General features: G+C 36.4%; 26 protein-coding genes and 1 other annotated feature. Of the genes, 1 reads left to right on the top strand and 25 read right to left on the bottom strand.

Features of this window, described 5'->3' with window-relative positions; translation table 11 throughout:
• Nucleotides 1-30: 30 nt before the first annotated feature.
• From NF418_RS00435 to NF418_RS00380, 12 genes are all read right to left on the bottom strand, one after another.
• Nucleotides 31-768: a potassium channel family protein gene (locus NF418_RS00435; protein ID WP_256777954.1), complete on the bottom strand. Its 738-nt coding sequence runs from the start codon at nucleotides 766-768 to the stop codon at nucleotides 31-33.
• Nucleotides 761-1,684, bottom strand: a complete 924-nt coding sequence (locus NF418_RS00430) for a bifunctional riboflavin kinase/FAD synthetase (protein ID WP_256777953.1) — start codon at nucleotides 1,682-1,684, stop codon at nucleotides 761-763. The genes NF418_RS00435 and NF418_RS00430 overlap by 8 nt, the downstream gene beginning before the upstream one ends.
• 19 nt (nucleotides 1,685-1,703) lie before the next feature.
• Nucleotides 1,704-2,594 carry a tRNA pseudouridine(55) synthase TruB gene (truB, locus tag NF418_RS00425; protein WP_256778054.1) on the bottom strand — a complete coding sequence of 297 codons (891 nt, stop codon included), beginning with the start codon at nucleotides 2,592-2,594 and terminating at the stop codon, nucleotides 1,704-1,706.
• Nucleotides 2,595-2,645: 51 nt separating this feature from the next.
• On the bottom strand, nucleotides 2,646-3,971 hold the full coding sequence (locus NF418_RS00420) for a DUF438 domain-containing protein (RefSeq protein ID WP_256777952.1): 1,326 nt from the start codon (nucleotides 3,969-3,971) through the stop codon (nucleotides 2,646-2,648).
• Entirely contained in the window at nucleotides 3,968-4,201 is a 234-nt protein-coding gene (locus tag NF418_RS00415) for a DUF1858 domain-containing protein (RefSeq protein ID WP_256777951.1), read from the bottom strand. Before NF418_RS00415 ends, NF418_RS00420 begins: the two co-directional genes overlap by 4 nt.
• A gap of 5 nt (nucleotides 4,202-4,206) precedes the next feature.
• Nucleotides 4,207-5,544 carry a DUF2130 domain-containing protein gene (locus tag NF418_RS00410; RefSeq protein WP_256777950.1) on the bottom strand — a complete coding sequence of 446 codons (1,338 nt, stop codon included), beginning with the start codon at nucleotides 5,542-5,544 and terminating at the stop codon, nucleotides 4,207-4,209.
• A 338-nt stretch (nucleotides 5,545-5,882) separates the two neighbouring features.
• Nucleotides 5,883-6,311: an ATPase gene (locus NF418_RS00405; protein WP_256777949.1), complete on the bottom strand. Its 429-nt coding sequence runs from the start codon at nucleotides 6,309-6,311 to the stop codon at nucleotides 5,883-5,885.
• Between the two features lie 354 nt (nucleotides 6,312-6,665).
• Complete coding sequence (gene rplT / locus NF418_RS00400) at nucleotides 6,666-7,025, bottom strand: 50S ribosomal protein L20 (RefSeq protein WP_256777948.1); 360 nt, start codon at nucleotides 7,023-7,025, stop codon at nucleotides 6,666-6,668.
• A gap of 49 nt (nucleotides 7,026-7,074) precedes the next feature.
• Entirely contained in the window at nucleotides 7,075-7,275 is a 201-nt protein-coding gene (gene rpmI / locus NF418_RS00395) for a 50S ribosomal protein L35 (protein ID WP_024375714.1), read from the bottom strand.
• A gap of 26 nt (nucleotides 7,276-7,301) precedes the next feature.
• Nucleotides 7,302-7,808, bottom strand: a complete 507-nt coding sequence (infC, locus tag NF418_RS00390) for a translation initiation factor IF-3 (RefSeq protein ID WP_002940606.1) — start codon at nucleotides 7,806-7,808, stop codon at nucleotides 7,302-7,304.
• 40 nt (nucleotides 7,809-7,848) lie between these two features.
• Nucleotides 7,849-7,977 (bottom strand) — a sequence feature (ribosomal protein L20 leader region).
• 26 nt (nucleotides 7,978-8,003) lie between these two features.
• Nucleotides 8,004-8,681, bottom strand: coding sequence for a (d)CMP kinase (gene cmk, locus NF418_RS00385; protein WP_256777947.1), 678 nt, complete (start codon nucleotides 8,679-8,681; stop codon nucleotides 8,004-8,006).
• An 8-nt stretch (nucleotides 8,682-8,689) separates the two neighbouring features.
• Nucleotides 8,690-9,181, bottom strand: a complete 492-nt coding sequence (locus tag NF418_RS00380) for an SAG1386/EF1546 family surface-associated protein (protein WP_256777946.1) — start codon at nucleotides 9,179-9,181, stop codon at nucleotides 8,690-8,692.
• A 50-nt stretch (nucleotides 9,182-9,231) separates the two neighbouring features.
• On the opposite strand from NF418_RS00380, the gene NF418_RS00375 reads away from it, so the two are divergent.
• Complete coding sequence (locus NF418_RS00375; RefSeq protein ID WP_105109740.1) at nucleotides 9,232-9,426, top strand: ferredoxin; 195 nt, start codon at nucleotides 9,232-9,234, stop codon at nucleotides 9,424-9,426.
• Here the strand turns inward: NF418_RS00375 and NF418_RS00370 are convergent.
• The 13 genes from NF418_RS00370 to NF418_RS00310 form a co-directional block, all read right to left on the bottom strand.
• On the bottom strand, nucleotides 9,415-9,903 hold the full coding sequence (locus NF418_RS00370; protein ID WP_172052896.1) for an EbsA family protein: 489 nt from the start codon (nucleotides 9,901-9,903) through the stop codon (nucleotides 9,415-9,417). The two genes, NF418_RS00375 and NF418_RS00370, sit on opposite strands and share 12 nt — an antisense overlap.
• 164 nt (nucleotides 9,904-10,067) lie before the next feature.
• Nucleotides 10,068-11,285 (bottom strand): glycerophosphodiester phosphodiesterase family protein, encoded by a 1,218-nt coding sequence (locus NF418_RS00365; RefSeq protein ID WP_256777945.1) that lies wholly within the window; start codon nucleotides 11,283-11,285, stop codon nucleotides 10,068-10,070.
• Nucleotides 11,260-12,048, bottom strand: coding sequence for a glycosyltransferase (locus NF418_RS00360; RefSeq protein WP_256777944.1), 789 nt, complete (start codon nucleotides 12,046-12,048; stop codon nucleotides 11,260-11,262). The genes NF418_RS00365 and NF418_RS00360 overlap by 26 nt, the downstream gene beginning before the upstream one ends.
• A complete protein-coding gene (locus NF418_RS00355; RefSeq protein WP_044775505.1) occupies nucleotides 12,038-12,394 on the bottom strand; it encodes a DUF2304 domain-containing protein in 357 nt (118 codons plus the stop codon). Before NF418_RS00355 ends, NF418_RS00360 begins: the two co-directional genes overlap by 11 nt.
• Nucleotides 12,394-13,110, bottom strand: coding sequence for a glycosyltransferase family 2 protein (locus tag NF418_RS00350; RefSeq protein ID WP_256777943.1), 717 nt, complete (start codon nucleotides 13,108-13,110; stop codon nucleotides 12,394-12,396). The genes NF418_RS00355 and NF418_RS00350 overlap by 1 nt, the downstream gene beginning before the upstream one ends.
• Before the next feature lie 8 nt (nucleotides 13,111-13,118).
• The gene (locus tag NF418_RS00345) at nucleotides 13,119-14,378 is read right to left on the bottom strand and encodes a lipopolysaccharide biosynthesis protein (RefSeq protein WP_256777942.1); all 1,260 of its coding nucleotides are present in this window, start codon (nucleotides 14,376-14,378) and stop codon (nucleotides 13,119-13,121) included.
• A gap of 7 nt (nucleotides 14,379-14,385) precedes the next feature.
• Nucleotides 14,386-15,339 (bottom strand): glycosyltransferase family 2 protein, encoded by a 954-nt coding sequence (locus tag NF418_RS00340; protein ID WP_256777941.1) that lies wholly within the window; start codon nucleotides 15,337-15,339, stop codon nucleotides 14,386-14,388.
• A gap of 65 nt (nucleotides 15,340-15,404) precedes the next feature.
• Nucleotides 15,405-16,913 carry a DUF2142 domain-containing protein gene (locus NF418_RS00335; RefSeq protein ID WP_256777940.1) on the bottom strand — a complete coding sequence of 503 codons (1,509 nt, stop codon included), beginning with the start codon at nucleotides 16,911-16,913 and terminating at the stop codon, nucleotides 15,405-15,407.
• Between the two features lie 11 nt (nucleotides 16,914-16,924).
• Nucleotides 16,925-19,384, bottom strand: a complete 2,460-nt coding sequence (locus NF418_RS00330) for an LTA synthase family protein (protein ID WP_256777939.1) — start codon at nucleotides 19,382-19,384, stop codon at nucleotides 16,925-16,927.
• Complete coding sequence (locus NF418_RS00325; protein WP_373325936.1) at nucleotides 19,378-21,126, bottom strand: rhamnan synthesis F family protein; 1,749 nt, start codon at nucleotides 21,124-21,126, stop codon at nucleotides 19,378-19,380. Before NF418_RS00325 ends, NF418_RS00330 begins: the two co-directional genes overlap by 7 nt.
• A complete protein-coding gene (locus tag NF418_RS00320) occupies nucleotides 21,126-22,424 on the bottom strand; it encodes a glycosyltransferase family 2 protein (RefSeq protein ID WP_256777937.1) in 1,299 nt (432 codons plus the stop codon). Before NF418_RS00320 ends, NF418_RS00325 begins: the two co-directional genes overlap by 1 nt.
• The gene (locus tag NF418_RS00315; RefSeq protein ID WP_256777936.1) at nucleotides 22,417-23,652 is read right to left on the bottom strand and encodes an ABC transporter ATP-binding protein; all 1,236 of its coding nucleotides are present in this window, start codon (nucleotides 23,650-23,652) and stop codon (nucleotides 22,417-22,419) included. The genes NF418_RS00320 and NF418_RS00315 overlap by 8 nt, the downstream gene beginning before the upstream one ends.
• Nucleotides 23,652-24,455 (bottom strand): ABC transporter permease, encoded by an 804-nt coding sequence (locus NF418_RS00310; RefSeq protein WP_256777935.1) that lies wholly within the window; start codon nucleotides 24,453-24,455, stop codon nucleotides 23,652-23,654. The genes NF418_RS00315 and NF418_RS00310 overlap by 1 nt, the downstream gene beginning before the upstream one ends.

Genomic DNA, 24,455 nt, shown 5'->3' with positions numbered 1-24,455 from the left:
ATGTATTTTGGAATAGTTTTCAATAGCAAACTAATCTCTATCTATTAAATTTTCTAAAGATTCTATTTTTTTCTCTAACTGTCTTAGGAGTTCTGTCTGTTCATCTACTTTTGCAATTAAAGCATCCAGTTTTGTTTCTCTTTCAGTCTCCGAGAAGAATCGAGTGATTGTCGAAGTCACCATACCAAAGGTACTGATACCAACCAGCATCAAAAGAATGGCAATGATTTTTGATATCGTATCCTGCGGGACAATGTCACCATAACCAACAGTTGTCATGGTTACAATTGACCACCAAACAGCATCAAAAAATGATTTGCCTTCTATTGCTGAAAGCAGGACACTAGCTGTCAAAACAGCAGATACATTCAAGAGTAAGACTTTGGACAAGCTATTCGTATGCATGAGCTTGTTAAGAGTGTCCCAGAAACGGTTGGACAGGGCAAAAATGCGAGCCACCTTGACCAACCTAAATAGCCGAGCCAAACGCCCCAAACGAAGGAAACTAAAGACGGAATCAAAAGGAATGATGGCAATTAATTCTAGAACATGACCTTGAATGAATTCTACCCTATCTTCAGAAAAATAAAGATTAAGGAAATAATCAACAACAAAAGTAAACCAAAGTAGCCAATCTAAAATATTGTAACCACTAGAGTTCGCTAGGCCAGGATCTATCAGTTCAAGGACAATTAACAAGACATAAACAACGGCTAGGTAGGTCATACCTTTATCATAGCGAGGATCTTGTATGACATGTTTAAGCATTCCGACTCCAATTCAAAGCAAAAATTTCATCAGATTTCATCTGCTCCATCAACCCTTCAATCCCATCAAATTTAACCATATCTCGAATTTTTTCAAGCCAAAAAATAGTTATTTTTTCTCCGTAGATAAAGCGATCAAATCCAAAAATATGGGCTTCAATCCGCATTTCGGTTCCATCAAAGGTCACATTTTTCCCAACGCTTGTCATGGCTCGATAGCGTTTCCCATCTACTTCAACATCAGCAACATATACACCCTCAGATGGTAAATGAACACGGTCAAATGGAGCCAAATTTGCTGTTGGATAGCCGATTGTGCGGCCTCTGGCATCTCCATGCACCACAATACCTTCTGTCATAAAAGTATAACCTAACAGACGATTGGCTAATTCAACATCTCCTGCTTGAATAGCTTGTCGGATACGGGTAGAAGATACCTTTTCATCATCTAGGCAGACTTCTTCAATAATTTCAACTTGCCCGTCAAACAAGGCTGTCAAGTCTGTCACATCTGCTCTGCAATTTCCGAAATGATAATCGAAACCTGCCACTAAGACTTGTGCGTTCAACCCCTTGATGTAGCGTTCTAAAAACTGCTGAGGGGTATTGCTGGCAAACTCACTGGTAAAATCTGTCAAAACCAGCTGGTCTACACCGTATTTCTCCAACAAGTGGTAACGCTGATCTTGACTGGTCAAATGGAGTAAAAGTTCTGGTGTAAAACGCGCAAAAGCCAGACGAGGTGTTTCTGGAAAAGTAAGTACAGTTACTGACAATCCTTTTTCATCTGCAACTTGTCTAGCACGGTCTAAAAGGGCTTTATGTCCCAAATGAATCCCATCGAAATAGCCTAAAACCAAAACAGTCGGCTCTTCCTGATGGAATTCTTGATAATTTTTAATCGTTCTAATCTTCATATCGTTTATTTTATCACAACTAGGCTAAAACTTCTTCAAGAAAAACCTTCCGAGGCTTATAGACTTGGTCACGTTTTTCTAGGATAGCCACCAGTTTCTCCTTATGAAAACCTGCCAACAATTCCTCCTGACTATCTAAGGTAATAAAACGACCAAATCTGGCATCACTGACTTGCTCAATCGTCAAATCAACTATCGGCAAGTCACCAATTCCCTGCTCAATGGGACGGAGGAAGGAATAATCATTTTGAGCAACCTTGTCAGCAATCTCTTCGATTGTCAGGGCGTCTGTCAGGCTCATACCTGCTGAACCTGTCCGCTCTAGCTTGGACATATGGCTGGCATAACCTAGTTTAGCTCCCAAATCAACAGACAGGGTACGGACATAGGTGCCCTTGCCACAGCGAACTCGGAAGGTAAACCGTGCACAGTCATCTGCTCGTTCAATCGGGCTAGTCCGTTCAAAACTGTAAATCTCAATTTGGCGTTGTGGACGCTCGACTTCTTCGCCCGCCCGTGCGTATTCGTAAAGTTTGCGGCCCTTGACCTTAACGGCTGAGTACATAGGCGGAATCTGGGTAATGGTGCCAATAAAACTAGCTATGGCCTCATCCACTGCCTGCTCTGCTATGTCCAAAACCGGCGTCCGTTCAACAAGGTCACCCGATGCATCTTCGGTCGTGGTCGAATAGCCGAGGGTAATCTCCCCCTCGTAAATCTTTCCCTCTTCCTGCATGTACTCAATCATGCGCGTGGCCTTGCCTACTGCGATAGGCAGAACACCTGTCACATCTGGATCCAAGGTTCCCCCGTGCCCAATCTTCTTCTCCTGCAAAATCTTGCGAAGCTTAAATACAACATCGTGCGAGGTCATACCCGCCTCTTTTTTTACGTTAATAATTCCTGAAATCATGTTCTCATTATAACACAAAGGACCGCTCTTGTGGGCGGTCCGGTTGGATTAAATATCCCGATGAAAATCGCTATCAATCTCAAAAAATGGTTGGATATCTTGGACATACTCCAAAACGCCTTGAAACTCTCCTTGGTCATCACGCACCGCCTTATAGACCACATAGACAAACTTGCCCATGCTCCCGGACTTGAACCACATGGTGACCTGGTCTTTTTGCCCTGTGCGGAGCAAGTCAAAAATTTTCTTGACCTTGTCTAAGATTTTGGGAGGATGGCAGAGCTCCACATGACGTCCAATCTGGCTTGGCGTTCGTTTGAAAATCATGTCTTCAACAGGGTGGCTGTCATTGTAATATTGGAAAATATCATCCTTGTTGACAAAGGTGAGTTCCAACGGTAAATGGTTGAGGATAAGATTGGCCTGCTCAACAGATAAATAACCATTGCCGAAGGTCTGCGGACTAGTCCTGTCCTGAACAGTTTCTGACTTTTCCTTGGGTGTGAAGGTAATGGTAAACTGGCCTTCTGGCGTGTCGATAATCTGCTGGTTTGGGCTAGCTGGCTGCGGAGAAATGCTATCTGCTGCCTGCTCTGCTATTTCTCCAAAAACCTCCCGATGAGGCACCCACTTGGTTGTCGGCTTGACAATGGCGTAGCCGTAGGCGTCGCTGTCTGCGGCCACTTGGAGCCAGTCGTCCTGGGTGAAAATCTCCAATAGAATCATGAGGAGAATGGCCTCCTCCTTGAAAATCATCTCTTCAAATTCCTTGGCAAAGGTTTCAAAATGGGCTTTTGTTGCTGCTATGTCACCTGTTGCAAGGGTTTTGCGAGCCGTTTTGAAGAGATCGCGAATCTCATCGTCTACACCCCACATGACCTTGGGCGGTGCATCATGACCGTACCGCTCCATGATCGGAAAGAAGACTTTTTCCTTGCGAGTGTAGTGGTTTTCAAACTGCCCCAAGAGGTCAAACTGGCGTGTCAAACCTTGCAGGAGCTGGTCTTTCAGCTCCACATCCTCTGTCTGCTCATACTGGTCGAGGATACGGCGGATGCGTAAGAGAGCTGCCCGCAGTGCCAGGTTTTCCTGCTTGAAAACATAGACAGGGTGACCTTCCCGATCCATATCCGCCACTTCCACATCAGCAATGGCTCCTTTGAAGAGGTTGGCATGGATATTGCAAAGGCTCATGACATCTTCAAAAGTGATACCCGTGTCGCTGGACATAAGTTCATGCTCCATCATAGAGATTTCCAAGGCAGAAACTCCTGTGAAATACTGATTAAACTGGTCTTGAACAGACTCTGGGCTGGCACCATTGTGCAGTTCTAAGAGAATATTCTTCAAAATATCAATCCGTTGTTCTGTCATACTTCTCCTCCTATTACCTCATAGCCGTTGCATTCCAAGACATGTTGAATACGGTCTAACGGAATCTTTGTCATCTTGGATCCAGTCTTAAGACTGGTCACCTTACCAACTGTATTGAGCATAGCTGGATTTGCCAAGGGCTTGAAACCAAGCTCTACCAGTATGTCCTTGACTTCTGGGTGCTGGCTGATAATCTCTGCAACAGGCAGATTTAGGTCAATTGTGTTCATTGTTTTTACTCCTTTAACGCCTCAAACTTGGCCTTCATCGTAGGGTTATTACGGGTTAGTTTTTTGACGGAGACATCGTCTAGTTTATTATTGGCTAGGCGAAGCTGGTTTTCGCTAGTGGTCAGGGCTGCCTTGACAGCCTCCATACGCTTGATTGCCTTGTCAATTTCATCAATAGCCTTCTGGAAATTGTTGCTGGCTGACTGGTAGTTCTTGGCAAAGGCTGTCTTGAAAGTAGCCAAATCTTCTTCAAAATGAGTTATGTCGATATGCTGTTCTCTGACTAAAGCCAACTCCTGCTTGTACTTCAAGCTATTGAGCGCAGCATTTCGCAAAAGCCCTATCAACTGAATAAAGAACTGGGGACGAACCACGTACATCTTCTCGTACTTGTGGCTGACATCCACGATACCAGTGTTGTAGTAGTCGTTGTCCGCCTCCAACATGGTCACCAAGACAGCATACTCGCAGTCCTTCTCCCGACGGTCCTTGTCCAACTCCTTGAAAAAGTCCTCGTTCTTGTGCTTCTTGACCGTGTCGTCCGCCTCGTTCTTCATCTCGAACATAATGGAGAGGATTTCCACCCCATTCTCGTCCAGCTCCCGATAGATGTAGTCGCCCTTGGAGCCCCGTGCCGACACCTGATTGTCCTTCTCAAAGTAGGCATTTGGAAAGGCCAGCTGCCGCACCTTGTTAAATTCTGCCTCAGCATACAGTTCCAAACTCTCACCAATCGCCTTGGTGGACTGTTGGGCCTTGAAGTTCTTGTAAAACTCCACCTGCTCATCCGCCGCTTTGAGACGCACCTCGTACTCCTGACGGGTGGTCGCCAAGGCCAACTCCTGCTTCTGCTCCTGCATGGCCAAGGCATTCTGAGCTGCATCCCGCTCCTTCTCCACCTTAGCCACCGCCTGCTGCAACTCCAAGTCCTTAGCCAAACCGATTTGCCTCAACTGAGCCTTAAGCTCTTGGATTTCTTGGTCTTTTTTGGAAATAGCAGAGCTGACTTCCAGCTCCGTCTGACTAGTCAGCTTATCCAACTTTGCAGTCAGTTCTAGAATTTCTTGGTCTTTTTGGGAAATGGCAGAGCTGATTTCAAGCTCCGTTTGACTAGCCAGCTTATCCAAACGCGCAGTCAATTCAAGGATTTCCTTGTCCTTATCACCCAGTTTAGCTTGCAAGTCATTTTCTGCCCTTTGGGACAATAATTCCCGTTCCCGCTCCAAGCGGTCATGGATTTCTTTTTCAAACTCCGCACCTCGTACCTGTGCTAACAGCTGACTGTATTCTGTTTCATTAACCGTAAAAACGGTATCGCAATGAGGGCAAGTAATTTGTTGCATGGTAATTCCTTTCATTTACATTCTTTTATCACGCGTGCTAACAATAAAGACGCTCACACATTCTTTCACTTCCTGCGTATTAACCTTATCAAATTATAACAACCATATACAAGTCCAAGGACAAAAATAAAATAGAAGAAGCGAAAAATATTTCGTGGTTCTAGCCAAAACAATCGATAGAGGACACAAATAGCCACGACTAAAAACCACCGCCAGCCCCAGGTCATTTTTCTTTTTATGAACCATTCCAACCAATCCTCGCCAGAATTGTACCGTGTTTCATAATATTCTTCTCTCAATCGGGCCCACCATTTCATCTTACTCAATCTCCTAGTCTTCTATCGTTTCAATTCTTCTTCCAAAAATGCAGCCCATTTTTCCTGCAAAGGCAGGTGGTCAGGCAAGTCCTGTCCTTGCAAGAGAAGTTGAATACATTCATTTTGAACTAGCCAACCTGTCATGTCTTTTTGAGCGTCCACATGATCATTGCCAAAATCGACAGGGATTTCTTCTTCAAAAAGGATCTGTGTTCCTTTCTCTCGCTGGCTCAGACTGAAAGAAATCTTAGCCGTATCCCAAGTGTAAGCAATTTTTTCCTGCAGTTCATAAGTCAATAAGTCCATAGTTTCACGGAAGTCTTCCATTTCAAATATCAACTTGTCATCCTCAACCCTCAACTGCGGAAACCAGCGGGCAAAACCACTGTCTGTCGCTAATAAATTCCAAACTTGTTCCAAGGATGAGGAAACATTATAGGAAAGGTTCATTTTGTATATATTTTCTCGTTTTGTAATAGTAATTTCCATAAGTATAATTATACCATAAATAGGTTAACTTCAACCGCACTTACCAATTAAGTAAAGCTACTCAACGAAGGTTATTATTACAACAATGAACTAGCATCAGCAAATTATTTTATATCAGCTACAGCTAGTCCTATGTAAACTGCATTAGAAACAAGACAAGTTTAAGTTTATAAAGTTGATAACTCAAGAACTATTTGGGAAGCGAGTGCCTAATATGAACACTCAAAGCTTACTTATTCATAATTCAAATTTTTACTAAAATTTAGCCTGTCAAAGAAAAAAATCCTGGAAAATTTCCCAAGATTTTCTTATACCTTATTTAGCAAGCTGTGCTTTAGCAGCATCTGCAAGAGCTGTGAACGCTGCTGCATCGTTTACTGCCAAGTCAGCAAGCATTTTACGGTTTACTTCGATTTCTGCCAATTTCAAACCGTGCATCAATTGTGAGTATGACAAACCGTTCATGCGAGCAGCCGCGTTGATACGAGTGATCCACAATTTACGGAAATCACGTTTTTTCTGACGGCGGTCACGGTATGCATAGTAGTAAGAGTTCATAACTTGTTCTTTCGCAGTGCGGAACAAGAGATGTTTAGCTCCATAGTAACCTTTAGCTAATTTTAAAATACGTTTACGGCGTTTACGAGAAACAACGCCACCTTTAACACGTGCCATTTAATTTTCCTCCAAATAATTCAAATAATAAGTAGTGCAATATCAGTGCTTAGCGCATTTGAGTAAGCATAGACTTGATACGCTTGAAGTCACCAGCATGTACCATACCTGCTTTACGAAGGTGACGACGTTGTTTTTTAGTTTTACCGTGGAAACGGTGTGAAGTGTAAGCGCGGAAGCGTTTCAATCCACCAGAACCTGTACGTTTGAAACGTTTAGCTGATGCGCGGTGAGTTTTTTGTTTTGGCATGTTAATTCTCCTTTTGCTTAAAAAGCTTATTTTTTATCTGAAGCTGGGGCCAATTGCATAAACATTTGACGTCCGTCCATCTTAGCGCGTTGTTCGATAATAGCAATATCTTGAGTTGCTTCAGCGAACTCAGCTAATACTTTCGCTCCAACTTCTTTGTGGGTAATCATACGACCTTTGAAACGGATCGAAACCTTTACCTTATTTCCTTTTTCTAGGAATTTACGGGCATGACGAAGTTTTGTCTCGAAGTCCCCTTTGTCAATAACTGGGCTTAGACGCACTTCCTTCACAGTGACAACACTTTGTTTTTTGCGTTGTTCTTTCTGTTTCTTCTGATATTCAAATTTGAACTTACCGTAGTCCATAATTTTAGCTACTGGTGGTTTGGCTTGTGGTTGAATCAAGACTAAATCCACGTTTGCGCTATCAGCAATGGCCTGAGCCTCATTGAGCGGTTTGATTCCCAACTGTTCACCCTCAAGACCGATAAGACGAACTTCACGCACTCGAATTTCATCATTGATGAACAAATCTTGCTTTGCTATGGCTTTTCACCTCATTTTATATTTTTCGAGAAAAACGAAACGGACTTGCTACACAAGTCCGCACTACACCATTATTCTTTCCGAAGAAATCTTAATCCGTAGAGCCAGACAACGTTAGTCGCAAGGCGAGAAGTTCTCACTTCTGCTTTTCTCAATACGACTATTCTAACATGTCACAAACTACTTGTCAAGAATTTCTTGTGCTTTTTCTGAAATAAATTTCACTACACCTTCGATGGATACTCCTGTTGTATCAAATGTAATGGCATCGTCAGCAGCTTTCAAGGGAGAAACTGCTCGGTTGGAATCTTTATAGTCGCGAGCAGCAATCTCCTCTTTCAAGGTCTCCAAATCTGTCTCAATACCACGTTCCGTATTTTCCTTAAAACGACGAAGAGCACGCTCTTCCACTGATGCAATCAAGAAAATCTTAAGTTCCGCTTGAGGCAATACGACTGTACCAATGTCTCGCCCATCCATAACGATGCCACCAGCCTGTGCAATTTCCTGTTGCAAGCGAACTAATTCTTCCCTCACCAAAGGGAGAGATGCTACCGCTGATACATTATTTGTTACTTGGTTATCACGAATTGGTAAAGTAACATCTTCATCTCCAACAAAAACTAATTGTTGCCCGTCTTCATCACGACCAAATCGAATTGGATTTTGGGCAAGCAAGTCCACGATACGATCTTGATCAGTAACCTCAACACCATTTGTTAAAGCCAAATAGGTAGCTGACCGATACATAGCACCCGTGTCAAGATAGGTATAACCCAAGTCTTTAGCAATAATTTTTGCTACTGTTGACTTTCCGCTAGAAGCTGGACCGTCAATTGCAATTTGAATTGATTTCATAATTCCTCTTATCTAATACGAATAACATCACCTGGGTTTGCCCACCATGTGCCATTTGGACCAACCATCTTCTCTGGATTTAAGCGTTCCAATTCAGACATAGAAACACCTGCACGATATGCCAGTTGTCCTAGTCCTTCGCCTGCTTGGACCGTTAGAGTAGTGCCATCTCCAGTGTCTACAAGTGAAGTTGACTCACTAGCGGTAGTTTCCGTTGTTTCTGTCGTCTCTGCCGCAGGAGCCTCAGTAGAACTTTCTACAGTTGAACTTGTCGCAGCTACTGCAGCATTATTTACATTATAAAACTCCTGGGTTGAATTTGTGGTACTTCCCCCAATTGACAGGTAGATAGCAAAAATACCAATAGCAAGTACGATCAAAAAGAAAATCGTCGCCAAAATAGTAAATACTCTGGTACTTGCTACTCCTTTATTCATACGTTCTTTACGGCTAGTTGTTTCAGTTTGATATACTTCTTCATTCCATAGATCTTGTGACATTATCGTGGCAACTCCTTGTATTTTTTTAAAATAATGATTACAATAAAAACATGAACATAAAATTAATTCCAGAACGGTGCATAGCCTGTGGGCTTTGCCAAACTATCTCACCTATCTTTGACTATGATGACGAGGGCATTGTTATCTTTTCAGACCAATATTCCCCAGAACAGGCCGACATCCCCTCAGAGGAAATCATTCTCGCCATCAAGTCCTGTCCTACCAAAGCCATTTCACTTAAGTGATTTGGCTTTTTCTGAATAATACTCTTCAAAATAATCTTGTTTAATCAAGTGGTCTGTCAATACAACTTCTCCAGAAAAATGAGGATGAATCCCTAAATGATTAACAAAATACTTCTTCGGCCATTTTCTCATATAATAAGTAATTCCATCAGGAAATTCTGTCGAAATGATGCTAATGGATAGATAGGTGACCTCGATTTTAGAAATTGTTTCAATTTTAATTGAATGATTTCCAAAAGGATTCGCGGCTGTTATTTTCAAACTATCCTCTTTGATTTCAAAATACCGATGCATTCCCAGCATACTAAAAACTAGAAATACTGAAATAAGCACAATTGACAAGCTTGAAATATGCAAACTTTCTAACAGAAGAGAAAGACCTAAAAATAGAGGTGTGAATGTAAGAGACCAGTAAATAATAAAGAAAGAAAGTTCTGGCTGCCAATGATAGCGAATCTTTCCAAAAATTTTAATCATATCAGACCTCCACATACTATTCTAGCATAAAAAGAGAGATTTTCATATGAAAACCTCTCTTTTTGAAAGAAAATATTTCATTTACATGACAACTTCTTTAAGGTTGTAAACTGATTGACATGTGTTTGAAATATTTGATAACATAGCTGAACAGATAATAATGACTACTGAGCAGTATTCGTTAAGGTATTAAAATCTCTTGGCAATAACAAACCAGTATAGAAACCATCGATTCCAAGCGCAGCATATTTGGTCAAATCATCATATGTATGAATAGTGTGGGTATAGATTTTTTTATTTGCTGCATGTAAATTATTAATAAATTCTGCAGTGAAGAAATTTGCATGACCTATAGGAGTCGTCACTACACTAATTGCGGGATTATTTTTTACAAAATCCAAAACATTATCTGCACTATCTTGAGATGCATAAAGAGTATATATTACTTCAGGAAAATCATAAATTTCTCGAATTAGGGCATACATTTCTTCATTATAAATCTGAGGGATAATTCTATTCAGTAACTCCGGATCACGCTTCATAGCTTCATTTACGATTTCAGTAAATTGCAACTTCATTTCATCAGAAGCGTCCAATATCTTCGTATCCGTCACAAAAAACATATCTTTATTGATCAGCATTTGATCTAACACATCACCAATAAGCATCGTTGTAAATCGAGATTCAGTAACTGGCGAACCAAATGTTTGAAATGCTTTCCATTCCTGGGAACTCATAGCTACACCATTCATGTTACCAAATTGGTCCCAGTCGTGTACTGCAGCCATCTTTCCATCACTTGTCAGATAAAAGTCTATTTCAAACACTCTATGACCCAAAGAGTAGTTCTGCTGCAAAGCCTCTAAGGAGTTCGTATAGAATGTATTGTAGGCTTTTTCTCGATAGGTCCCACCAGCATGAGCAATAAGATTTGGAAATTCCTCTGTCCACTCATGTTGTGAAAATTCAATATCTTTAACATCTACAAAAATTCCATTGGAAGAAACTTGAACATTGAATATTTCCTCAAGCTTATCTGCTGACAGATAGTCCACCCATAAGAAATGCTGAATATTATTGCTAATATCAAATTGATAACCTGCTTTAGTAACGCTATTTTTTTCTTTATCAATGATCAAGGAGTATGATATATTACCGATTTTTTTCTCATACTGCCCATCAGAAATTTTTTGAAATGATTGCTTTTCTAAAACTGTATTCAATGGAATATAACCATCTCGCAACAAAGAAAAATGTCGTAACCCAATTGCTAAACAAAACACCAAAAATGCTGCTACAATGGATACAAAAAACAAGTGTTGTGTCTGTTTACGAGTCCGTGTATTTTCTACTTTCCTAGTTCTCCCCATTGTTTCCTCCATTCGTCTCTTGACTCTTAACATAGTAACTCAGGAGAAACTTGGCAATAAACTTTGGCCAGAACAACAAATACATTTCATAATCTTCTTTCGTACGAATATTATTTTCAATACTATTTGTCGTCTCGGATTCTTCATGAATACGGTGATACATCAAACTCTCATCTACAAAGGTAAAGCTCCCATTTTTTTGTGCAATCTGATACCAAGCAAACCAATCAAGAGAAACTTTCATTTCTTCATTGAACTTGAAACCGTTCAATTTCGTCAAATTATAGGTCACAGCTGGACAAGAAATTGGATTTCCAAATGCTAACACTCTATTACGCCAAAATTTCCACTTTGGAAAAATAGCAATCGTCCGCAACATCAATTGCTTGATTTTCAAGTTTGATGTGAGGGAAATGACCTCGCCGTCCTTCACTTCCAGATAATCTGAATAGGCAATGAGGGTCTCGTCAGTTATAGATGAAACTATTTTTTTTGCATAATCTGCCAAATAAATATCATCCTGGTGAACAATCGTTGCAAATTGAGTTTGTACAAAGGACAAGGCATTATTCCAGTCTTTCCCAATACCACCACCATCGGATGAAAAGAACGGAATTTCGTACTTTTTACAAAGTCCTTGGATATAGTTGCTCGGGGTACTAGTGTAGAGTATAATATTGGTTTTTAAAGTCTGATAGACCAAGGACTGGATGCACTCCTCCAAATACCTACTATCGCCATAGGCACAGATAACAAAGGTATGATTATTCTGCATCAGATTCCTCCAATTCAGCAATTCTTTTTTTAGCCATTGAAACTTCTTGAATAAGATTTTTAATTTGCTGCTTTTGTTGAGATAAAGCCATACTATGCAAAAAGCCAATCACCAAAAGGATAAAGATTGCCACAGATAATAAGAAGTTTGAAGTCAGCCCAAATCCAAATAAGTAGGCTAATTTGACTGGTATAACCTCAAACAGGGCAAAAACAATCATTCCAAAACCAATCACTATCCACATAAAAGCATGTTCGAATAGGATATTGTTTTTATTGATATTTCTGAAAATATAATAAAGAAAACCGATTGAAGCTATCAGCATTGCAAGGGATTGAACTGTCATTACTCTCCCTCCTTCATTAATGATGCAATCAAGATTGATGAACAAACCTCAACCATGTAGCGAATAGATTTTAATGGTGTTATGGAAGAAACACCTCCTGCTCTTTCAAACATATTAGCCGGTGCTTCTACCACCTTAAAATTCTGCTTCATCAAATGCACACTTGATTCTGGTTCTGGATATTTCGTAGGGTATCTTCTAGCAAATTGAGCAATCACTTTTCTATTTCCTAATCGATATCCTGATGTTGTATCCCAAATTCGTTTACCTGTAGTTAGTTTTATCATATTTGAAATAACTCCTATTCCAAATCGTCTCATAAAACTGGTCTGGAATTCTGACAATGTCTCACCAACAAAGCGAGAGCCAATTACCATATCAGCCTGACCAACTAAGATTGGCTGAATTAAGCTATTTAAAGAACGAATATCGTGTTGCCCGTCGCCATCAAACTGAACAGCAACATCATAATCATTTTCCAAGGCATATTTGTATCCTGTTTGGACTGCACCGCCAATTCCCAAATTTTGTACCAAGTGAACGGCATTTAACTTATTATGGTTCAAAATTTGCTTCGTACTATCCGTTGAACCATCATTGATGACCAAGTAATCTAATTGGAAATTCACACTATTTCTATAATCTATAATTCCCTGAACCGTTTGAAGAATACTTTCTTCCTCATTGTAGGCAGGGATAATCATTAGTATTTTCATGTTGCACATCACTCTTTCAATTCTTTCCTCGCATACAGATATATCACAAAACTTAGGCTAAAAAAAACTATCATAGAAATCAAAAAGCTTAAAGAGGCACCAATTAAACCATAGCTATTCACTAGACTTGTAGTGATTAACTTTGAAATTACAAAAGAAACAATATTGGCTACCAAAAGCAATCTTTGTTTTCTATAAATCGTCATTATGTTATCTATAAGTGTTGCGAATAAATTAAACAATCCACCAATTAGTAAAATCATAAATATCATCTTGTAACTTAACAAGTTGACTCCGAAGACTACCCCCAAAATAGGTAAACCAATCAAATAGCCACCTAGTAGAACTAATAATTCTAAACTTAACAATGCAAGTGTAATTTGCTTTATCTGCACATTAAATTTTAAATATTCTTTATTTGTCCAATATATTGATAACTGTGTTAGTAACGGTCGCAAAACAATAAACAAGAGATTAAGAACAAATGTCGGCATAAACAAAACATTAAAGTCACGTTGCATCCCCTCAAATCCATTTCCAGCTTCTAATAGTCCATCAATAGCAAGTTTAGGCTCAGAAAAAATATAATTAATCAGAAAACCATTAAAAAACAAAGGAAAACATGCTCTTAATATTTGAAAAATCTCAATATTTTGTAAACTATCTTTCCAAGAAATTGCTTTAAAACTTTGTCTATACAACCTAAAATCAAGTAGAAATGTGAGGAAAAAGTTACACAAAAACAGAGCAACACTTGAAAATATCAAAGATTTACTTGCAAAAGTCACAACCACAAAAATAGTTGCTGAGAAAACACTCCTATAAAACAGTATTTTCCCAGCCAAATCTGAACGAACTTGCTGTTGAAAAAAACCTTGATATACATCTGATAAAGCATCACATGATCTGTAAAGAGAAACAAATAATATAATTAGCAATTTTTCAAATGAGTAACCACCTGCAATTAGAATCGCAACCAAACACATATTCATCATTACTATAGTAATCACTCTTGTTGATAAATAAGATTGAAACGAAAATTCTTCCTTAACATCGGTAGATTGAAAAGGACGGACACCAAAAATCCCAATAATATATAATTGTTGAGCAATAGTATAGGCTAAAGCAAATATATCCGCTTGTTGAGAGGTTCCTAATCGAGTTGCAACTAATAGTAGAAAAGTTGATATTAAAACAGATGATACGGTTCCAACAATATTCCAAACATATTGACTATTGTTACTATGACCTCTACCATTTGATCTCATATGTCTCCTATCCTTTACAATAACACTTAGCAAATAATGACATTAAGTTAAACTTTTCAAAAACGCCAAATGTAGAAATAATGAATTTTGTCATAAATTTCTCCTCACTGATTCGCTTATCAAATAAGCGAATCGTTGACTCTAGTTGATTAGTTTTTATGTAATCTACGATTCTTTTATATTCATTTAAAAACACTTCTGGTGTGGAATATCTTCCAGATTTTAGCAAATAATATATGTACACTTTTCTATAAAAATATTTCACTAAATCTGTCGGATTGACAGCAGTATGTATAGAGGAAATAATGTGAAGAATGTCGACTTCCTTACTAATTCCTTTATGAAGCGTGTGGGTAGTACTCTCAGGATTCATTAGATAATTATAACCAATGTATGGTATCACTTTTACCCGATCTGTCCTTGAAAAAAATACAGCGTTGAAATGAATATCTTCCATAGTGTAATCTATGAAAAATAAATTATTCTTTAATACAAATTTCCTTCTAATAATCCGTGTACATGGTGATGTAATCATGTACTTCGACCATGGAGAATCATTCAACCGAAATTGATTTAACTCTTTCCCAGAATTATCAACCATTCGAATACCACTGATAATCATATCAAAGTTTGATTGCTCAATTTCCTTATACAAGGATTCCACATAATCTTTATCAATATAATCATCACTATCTATAAATAATAAGTACTCTCCCTTAGCCTCACGAATGCCTCTATTTCTTGTTTCTGAGGCCCCTTCATTTTGCTTATCAATTACTCTAACCCTACTATCAAACATAAATTTTTGTATTTTTGATAAGGAAGAGTCCGAGGAACCATCATTTATTAGTATAAGTTCAAAATCTTTAAAGGTTTGACCTAATATAGAACTAACGCACTTTTTGATTGTATTAGCAGCGTTATATACTGGTATAATAATTGAAACTTTTGGACTTTTCATTTCTACTTTCTAATAATTAAACACACGAATCCGTAAATATTCCTTACTTTGTTTTCTTAAGCAAGTTATAATTTATGTGGCGTTTGTGTAAAAATCGCAATTGCTATAGTAAGAATATTTAAAAGTGCGATTGAATGTTGCATAATTTTTGCCACGTTATTATCTGGATCGATAACATAATCGTCTTTCACTAGTATTTCTCTTAAAAATGAAGAAAGAATAATTGGTAAAAATAGCAACATGAGATAATAGTATCTTCCCTGTACACCCCCAATCCAAATATCACCAGGTCTATACACTCTAACATCACCAGATATAGCATAAATTATTAATATTGTAATTCCAACAAAGAAAGTGAATATCAAAATTTTTGTCATATTGGAAACCTTTATTTTTAATTTCAAACTAAGTAAAAAGATTAAAAATAAAAACAGAATTAATGAAATACTTTGTAAGACTTCTGATTCAATGATTGTATATTCTAACGCTCTTGCAAATGAATTCAAACTTCCACTCAAAGTACTTATAAAAAACGTTCTAATTGCTGGGAACGGATGTGTAAGAAAGTAGCCTAGGGAGGTCTCAGAAGGAATAGATTCTACAACTCCACCTGTTATTCTTCTGATAATTGATCCATTTATGTAATATACGAATGATAAAATAAATTGCAAAATGAAATAGAAACACGTTCTAAGTCTTTGCTTCATTGACTGATAATATCGATTAGGTAATAAACAGATTAATGCGCCTAAAAGAATATAAGGAAACTTTGCAAAAGTAAACAAGAATGTCAATGATAGATAAGCTATAACTTGTTTATCTGTAAGAGGCGAGTCCTGATTTAAAATATTTGTTAGTAATGCAGCTAAAATTAGTGACGCCGCATAATAGAGATAATCATAATGAAACCCTGCACAAATATAGAGTATTGCTGGAAATGTACCAAATAAATATACAATTTCTTTATAAACTCTACTCAATCTGATTGCCAAATAAATTAAGAGCCCGAACACTATTATATTAGCAATTCTTCCGAGATAGTATGAAATAAAAATTTTGGTCGAAATCAGTTTTCCTAAATTCCAACCTAATGCGCTAGGCAAATAAACAATATTATTCAACCCAATAATTTTTCCACTAAATTGACTATCCTGATGTTCAACATTTAACCAATAAGTATTGTCAGTATATGTGTCCGGACTTCTTAAAATGTCATGATTATACACCGAAGAATAATCCGGAATATTTTCCTTCTCAAACTGAATAATAAATCCATCTGAAAGTCTTAATGTATTTCTTAGATGCGTTTCTTCGTCAAGACCAAATTGAACAGGTTTAGCTAGTGAAATAACTGTACCAAAAAGCAGGATGGTAATCAGAGCATTCTTAGCAAGAGACTCAGAGTCAGACAGATTAACTAAAAAAAAGTATAGTCCTGATATAGCAATTAATATCACTAATAGAGGATTAAAATTTGTATTTATTGGCATCCTCAGCAATAACTGTGAACACATTATTATCAGAATAGATAAAACAAATAATTTTAACTTATGTGAAAAAAACTTACTTTTCATATAATCTTCCTTTATTTAAATTCAAAAAAATCTGGATAATTTAATATGTATCCCTCTCCCTCAGTTATATCATACTGTAGTAATTCTAAATCTCTCAGAAATTCTGATTCTTTCACCATTCCCTGTTTCTTATAATTTATGTCCACTTGTGCAACTTTTGTCAATAATGCATAATATGGAGATACTTTTGAGTTTGTGTGATCCAATAACACCGCAGTCATATCGCTTGAATGAATCGTCGAATAGTCCTTTTTAACCGTTTCAAAATTACTCCAAATAAAAAAATCTGTTTCAAACTGACTCTCTGGATTTGTGGTAAATGTATTCTCAGGAAAAATTCCCGGCAAGTGATCACCATAAAATACAACTGTTATTTTCTTGTTAATTTCAGTCAAACTATTCAAAAAATCTTTTGTGAAATTATCTGTATGATTTAGTAATCTAGCATAGTTTGTAACACTATTATTTTCTTCCTCAGTAAAGTTGCTACCTGTAACAACAATATCCAAGGGGTCATTAGCTGAATATGGAGCATGGTTTTGCATTGTAATCACTGAAAAGAATTGATTATCTGTTTCAGAGAGTTCTTCAACAATCGTTTGGTAAACCGAGCGATCACTCGGATAAATTCCAACAATTTCATCCTTAATAAAAACATCCTTACTATCTCTTTTAGCGATAAATTTAGAAAATTCTAAGGTATCATATATGTTATTTCTATTATAGTTAGTAGCACTATCAGGATGAATTGCAATCCTATTTTCAGAATTATATGAATCACTAAGTACTGGTATATACTTCAATTTTGGAAAAACTTCTGTATTTGCTACTGAAATCGAGTCAGAAAAAATATAAAACGGTAAACCTGTCAATGATTGAAATTCCATGTTGGCAGTTCCTCCACCGTAACCGTCTGATTTCATAGTTCCTCCAGTATTGGCATTTGAAATTTCCATAATATTAGGAACTATTGGTCTTGAAACCGTAAGGGAAGACAATCTCTCTGGATTAATAAAGCTCTCACTCAAAATATAAATTACTGTTTGATCAAAAATTTGATTTGTTCTTTCACTATTATACTGTTCTGAAATTTGAGTATATTTATTGACTAACTCTTTAACGTTTGACTCACTATAGTTAAGTGGTTTTTTCATTATCGGACTAAAGAATTGTTGAGCCCAAAGATACGTTACTGATTTAAATCTGGAGTTAGCTGAAAAACCAAGCCAATTAAAATCGGTACGATTTCTCAATTCAGCAAAATAATAATTCTCTGATACATTATTTATCGAAACAGATAACAAAGAGTAAGGCAGGAAAATCAGAGTAAAGATAGCAACTAGTCTATATTTAATACTATTTATTATTTTATATGTATCAACTTTTTTTAAATATAATGTATATCCAACTGCTATACCTAATATTAGTAACACCCCGAATAAAAATATATTCAAGTTAATAAACTTCAGTAGAAAACTAAATTTCCTTAACCATGTAAAATCGGTCAGTAATAAAGGTTCATCACGTTGTTTGAACTTGGAAATATTTGCATAAATTACAAGTGACCATACAATTATATTAACAAGTGTAGCCAGTAAATATTTATTAATAATCAAATATACTAAGCAGAACAACACAAATAATATAAACGTTTGAAATTCCAAAGCACCGTTAAACATAAATTCTACAGTATTTGAATTGGTAATATTCTGTATGCGAACTCCACTTTGTAGAAAATAGTTATAAAAGGATGAGAGTAATATGGAACTTAGAAATACAGTGTAAACACCTACCCATTTTCCATTTTTTTCTTGAATTAATTGTAACAAACCATTAGAAAGAAATATTATGAACAAGGCACCAATAAACAATTCAGTTAATACCGAGATATTACTGAGTGTTAAGGAAACTTTAAAAAAATTAATAATTGTTCTAACCAATTGATTATTTTGGTTCAAAATTACTATTAGTAAAAGAATTACAGTTTGATTTTCAGATGCTAATTTTATATCAAGTAGCTGAATTTCCTTTGATTCAATTATCGTTCGAATTACTATTGAACTTAAGAGCAATATACTAATATAAGTTAAAATTGAAACTGGATAATCAAACATCGTTTCAGTCAAACTAGAATAGTAATTGGCATCATTTAGATGTATTGCTTTTTGCAAGTAATACGAAATAATTCCGAAGTAAATTAACATGAGAAATAACTTTAAGTGCACTCTAATACTAATATGTAAACAAATAATATACAGAATAATCAAACTTGTTAATAACAATAAGAGTACAAAAAGATAGTCCGAACTAGGAGACTTAATAATATCAGTTCCGATATAGTACCATTGTAAAAAAATAATTATTAAAGCTAAAAATATAAACGGAACATTTGAAAAAAGTTTATCCTTACTTTTCTTAAAATCAATATTTTTCACATACTCTTTAAGAAACTCTAAAATCTTTCCTAACATCGTCTCAACAACCGTTTCACTACATATTTTGCAATTGACTTATTGATAAAGAAGAAATATTTCAAGGCACCTGTTAAGCCTCCAAAGTAAGTAAAATCAGCTGGTGCAACAGGGTTAAAGCGAATCCCTTCTCTCTTATTCAATAAAGTAACATCTACAAATGGTGGCAAGGTAACTGGATTTTTTGAAATGAGGAAATCATAGTCATTGCCCCAAGCAATATACACCAGCATCCGCTCAATCGAATGAAGAATTGTTGCAAGAGGTAGAGGTTCTTCTGGCACTTCTTCGTCTTGAATATCAATATCAAATAATGGTTTTAGGGCATCATACCTAAACCATACATAGGTACCATAACTCATGACATAGGTAGAAAATTCCTGAAAATCCAACTCTTTCTTCATTCCCATTCTTTCCCATAGCACATTCATATCCGTAGATAAGGCACCTTCATAAAATGGATCCAAAGAGATATAACGGAAATATGTTGGAATGTCTGCAATAACCAAGCCCAATTTATCATTTTGTGCAAGTTGGGAAACTATCGCGTCCGATGGTTTCACTAACATTTCTAACAACTCTCTTCTCCATGATTCTCCAGCCCAAAATTCAGCTTCAAGTGATTTTTTTGTATGAAAATGCCCAATAAAATCATAATTCGATAGCTGTTCTTTTAATTTTAGCATTGGAAGAACATCTCTTCCACGGTTTCCAGTGATATGGACAGAGGCAATCGCTTCTCTTTGTGATAAAATCTCTCGAATTTGATCAGCTTTTTCTCCCTTATCGGTCGTCAAATATAGATCATATTCAAAACTAAACGTTGAAAAAATATCTAGAAAACTTTCCAAAAGATCAACATAATAAGTATGTAGGTGAATCGCTACCTTCTTATCCAAAAATTCAGGTTGAATATTCTTATCTAAGTACTTGTACTTTAATAAGTTATAAGCTGCCGGAGTGAACATATTCGACATATGTTCGACAATAAGCTCGGTAGGATAGTCTGAAATCTGTGCCAACTCATCGATTACAAATGAAGTTTGCTGGGGATTTCCTTCCAAGGCTTTTACTTTGATAAAAGGTACTCTTTTTTCAATAATCTTAGCAACATTATAATATGAAAAATCTGGTAAAGGCATATGATGTAGCTCTTCGGTTGTTGTATCAAAGACTGCCTTATAGTTAAATCCAGCATCCACAAAAATATTGGTTACTGGCGATTCTAAATAATCAATAACATCCTGTACAATTGAATATTCTCGTACATTCGACCAGAATTTCTTAAACTCAGGCGATTGAACAACCTGCTTTTTAAAAGTGACAAAGTAACTCTGGAGGTGTTCTTTAAAACGTTCCGTAGCACGATGATTTGTCATGCCCCAAAAATCTGTAGACAAATCACTTTCAAAGCGGCCAAAAACTTCCTGGATATCCCAAATTGGACCATAGCAAGTATCGTTCATAATGGTCACAGAATCATAGTTCGATACATGCTCAAAACCTAACTTTTGAAATCCATCTTTCCATGCGACAAAGTCAAAACCACTATTTTTTCTTTGTAAGAAATCAGTAATTAATCCAGATGTTTCTAATCGTTCTTGGTCTAACTTTGATAATTTACTATTTGAAATGAATAGAACTTCTTCAAATAAGGGACGCATCTTTTCCAGTTGGTAAACAACATGGGAACTTAAATTGTCATACTTATTGTAATGGACATACAATAGTAATCGTTTCATTATTTTCTCCTAAAAAAATTAATTAGTTTCGTTGCAATAATCCATCGGCGAGATGTAACTACGTTATTGTACTCATGTTGTAAATTAGATAGTCTATTTTCTAGCTCTCGATTCTGCAATAAAGTTTGTTCCTGTCTGTTTTTCAAAGACTTTAGTGCTTTAACATCATCATCTAACTTTTGGCCAACACTTCTAATGATATCCATTGTTTCTATTTCTAATTCATAACTTACTTCAACCTGCAAGTCCTCCTCATAAGAAGAAATATCATAAAGAAGTTGTGGATCGTTTTTTCCAAATATGTATCCGGATAAATGTTCAATCCCATTCGTAAATTCTGGCAGTAAATGAGTATCTTTTCCAACTAGCTTTACTGAAATAAATTTTACAATGATAGGAAGTTCTGAAAAATCTAAACGAAATTTCTTACAGGTCTTTGGAATATGAATTAGTTCTGTACCAGATTTATTCAGCGATAAAAATTGTACAGTGAAGTTTTTAAATGAACTGTCCTCAGATAGATATATCAAAAGACATTCTTGCTGTAACCACTGTGGAGTTGATAAATTATCTATATAGGTAGCTAAACCTTTTTTTGAAAATTCTGGTTGTACAGCAGAATACTTCATCATTATATATAGGTATGCATCAGAATATTTTTTAACATTCCCATGTTCACTAATCGAATCTACCAATTTTCTGTAGTTAAGGAACGTGGAATCACACGGGGCTGGCTTCGCATTTTGGTACAATATCAAACCTAGAAAAAAATCATAGTCAACTAACTTCTTTCTATTTAAGTTTAGATCATACCGTTGATTTTCAATTTTAGAAACTCTAATCAATGAACAATTATCTATATGATTTCCAATGAAATATTTTTCCAAATTAAATTTTTGAATAGGAATAATTACTTCTCCAGAATCAATATCTTTCAAACTTGTATAGATAATATCAGCATTTTCTAGATATGCTGTTTTCAACATTTCCTCGACAAAATTAGCTTCTAAATAATTATCACTATCAACAAAAAGCACAAAATCTCCGTTTATAAGCTCTAAACAACGGTTTCTGGTTGCACATATCCCTTGATTTTTCTGGTATATATAGGTCGTTTTTTTAAAAGGATTTACTTTGAGTGCGTCTTCTATGATTTGTTCAGACCGATCTGATGAGCCATCATTAATAATGATAAGTTCTATATTCCGATATGACTGATTGAATACACTTTCAATACACTGTCTAATATATTCTTCATGGTTATAACAAGTAATTACAACAGAAACTAAATTATTCATCCAATGTTACCCATTTCCCATTTCTTCTAATCAGTCCAGATGATGCTATTTTCTCAGACTTCATTTCGTCAGAAATATCATTTCTTGCCACCATAATAATAGGAGTTTCCTCTGATGTTGCAAATGCAACTATTTCATGTTGAGCATTTCTTACTGCTACTTGTAATTTTAAAGTGACATTATTGACATTTTCTAAACTACAGCTGTACTCAATAGTTTTTTTCCCAACTCCATGAGTTAAACTATCTAATGAATTATCATTATAGATCCAAATATGTTTATCAATTTCTGTTAACGAAAATGCTACGTATGTTGAAATATTTTCCAACACATCGTATGTAATTCTAAATCGTATTTTCTCAATTGGCGTAGTCTGAGGGGAACTCAATAAGCTAACTTTTAAATTTTTAATAGGTGAACTCTTTTCTGGTTCTTTAGGAACTACTACATTATTTTTTGAGACTGATGCTTTTTGTATGGTAGTTGTCGCATTATCTAAACTATATTGATTAGATACATCATCCGGGTCCCCAAAAGCCTTAACGCATCCATTCTCAATCAACACAGCCTTATTACAATACTTCTTCACCGCTCCCATATCATGTGTTACGAGAATTGTTGTCTTACCACTTTTTTTTCGTTCCAAGAAATAGTCATTACATTTCCGTTGAAATGCCTCATCCCCAACTGCCAAAACTTCGTCGAGAACCAAGATGTCCCCTTGAGCCTTGATAGCAACTGAAAAGGCTAGACGCACCTGCATACCACTAGAGTAGTTTTTTAGTTTTTGATGCATGAAGTCACGGAGTTCCGCAAAATCAACGATGTCATCATACATAGCATCGATTTCTTCCTGAGAAAAACCAAGCAAGGCACCGTTCAGATATACATTTTCACGACCTGTTAATTCAGGGTTAAAACCAACACCTAACTCGATAAAGGAAACCAGTTTTCCATCGACTGTTACAGAACCTTTTTCAGGTACATAAATTTGAGAAATTATTTTTAAAAGAGTAGATTTTCCTGAGCCATTTCGCCCAAGTATTCCAAAGAAATCACCTTTTTCAACTTCAAATGAAATGTCTTTTAGGACATGTTGTTCCTTATAGCCCCTTATGCCTTTTAATCTGTTGACCAGGGTTGTTCGCAAGCTTTGTGTTGCCTCAGTTGGTAATTTAAAAAACTTGCTGACATGATCTACTTTTACTGCAATATTCTTTTCTGTCATCAGAGAATCTCCGCAAATTTCTTAGAATGCTTGTTAAAAACATTGACACCAATCACAAAAACGATGATCGGAATCACATATGGAATCAAAACAATAGCTTTATTCTCAATAACTTGCCAAACAGGTAAGTTGGCTCTATCAATCAAAAAATAACGCATATCTTGAATAATCTGCGCCATAGGATTGAGCATAATCACTTTAGCTGCCAACTCACTTTGAGCCATCACAAAAGATAGAGAATAGATAATCGGTGTCGCATACATTCCTGCCTGCATAAACACTTCCCAAATCTGCGATAAATCTCGGAATTTCACAAAAAATGTCGAGAGTATAAAGGCAATACCTGTCGCTAAAAGAAAGAGTTCCAAAAATAATGGAATAGCCAGCAGAATAGTCCATGAAAATTGTACACCATTAAAGATTGAAAAAATCAATACTACTACTAAGTTTATAGAAAAATTAATAGCTGCTCCAAAAATAGATGACAAGACAATAATTTCTTTAGGAAAATTTAACTTTCGAAGCAAGTCACCACGATTTACAATGGAAACCATCCCCATATTTGTCGCTTCTGAGAAGAAAGACCAGATGACATTTCCTAGTAATAGTGCGACCGGAAAGTGTGGTACATCTCCACCTAAACGTAAGAAATGAATAAAGACGACATACATAATCGCAAACAACATAAGCGGTTTTAAAATGGACCAAAGGTAGCCAATGACTGACCCCTGATACCTGAGTTTAAAATCAGTTTTAATCAATTCTTTCAAAAGAATTCTATTTTTAGTGGAAAATAAATCCAT

This window comes from Streptococcus suis (assembly GCF_024509555.1).
In the GTDB taxonomy this organism is placed as follows: Bacteria; Bacillota; Bacilli; order Lactobacillales; family Streptococcaceae; genus Streptococcus; species Streptococcus suis_AD.
This window is presented reverse-complemented; position numbering and strand designations above follow the sequence as displayed.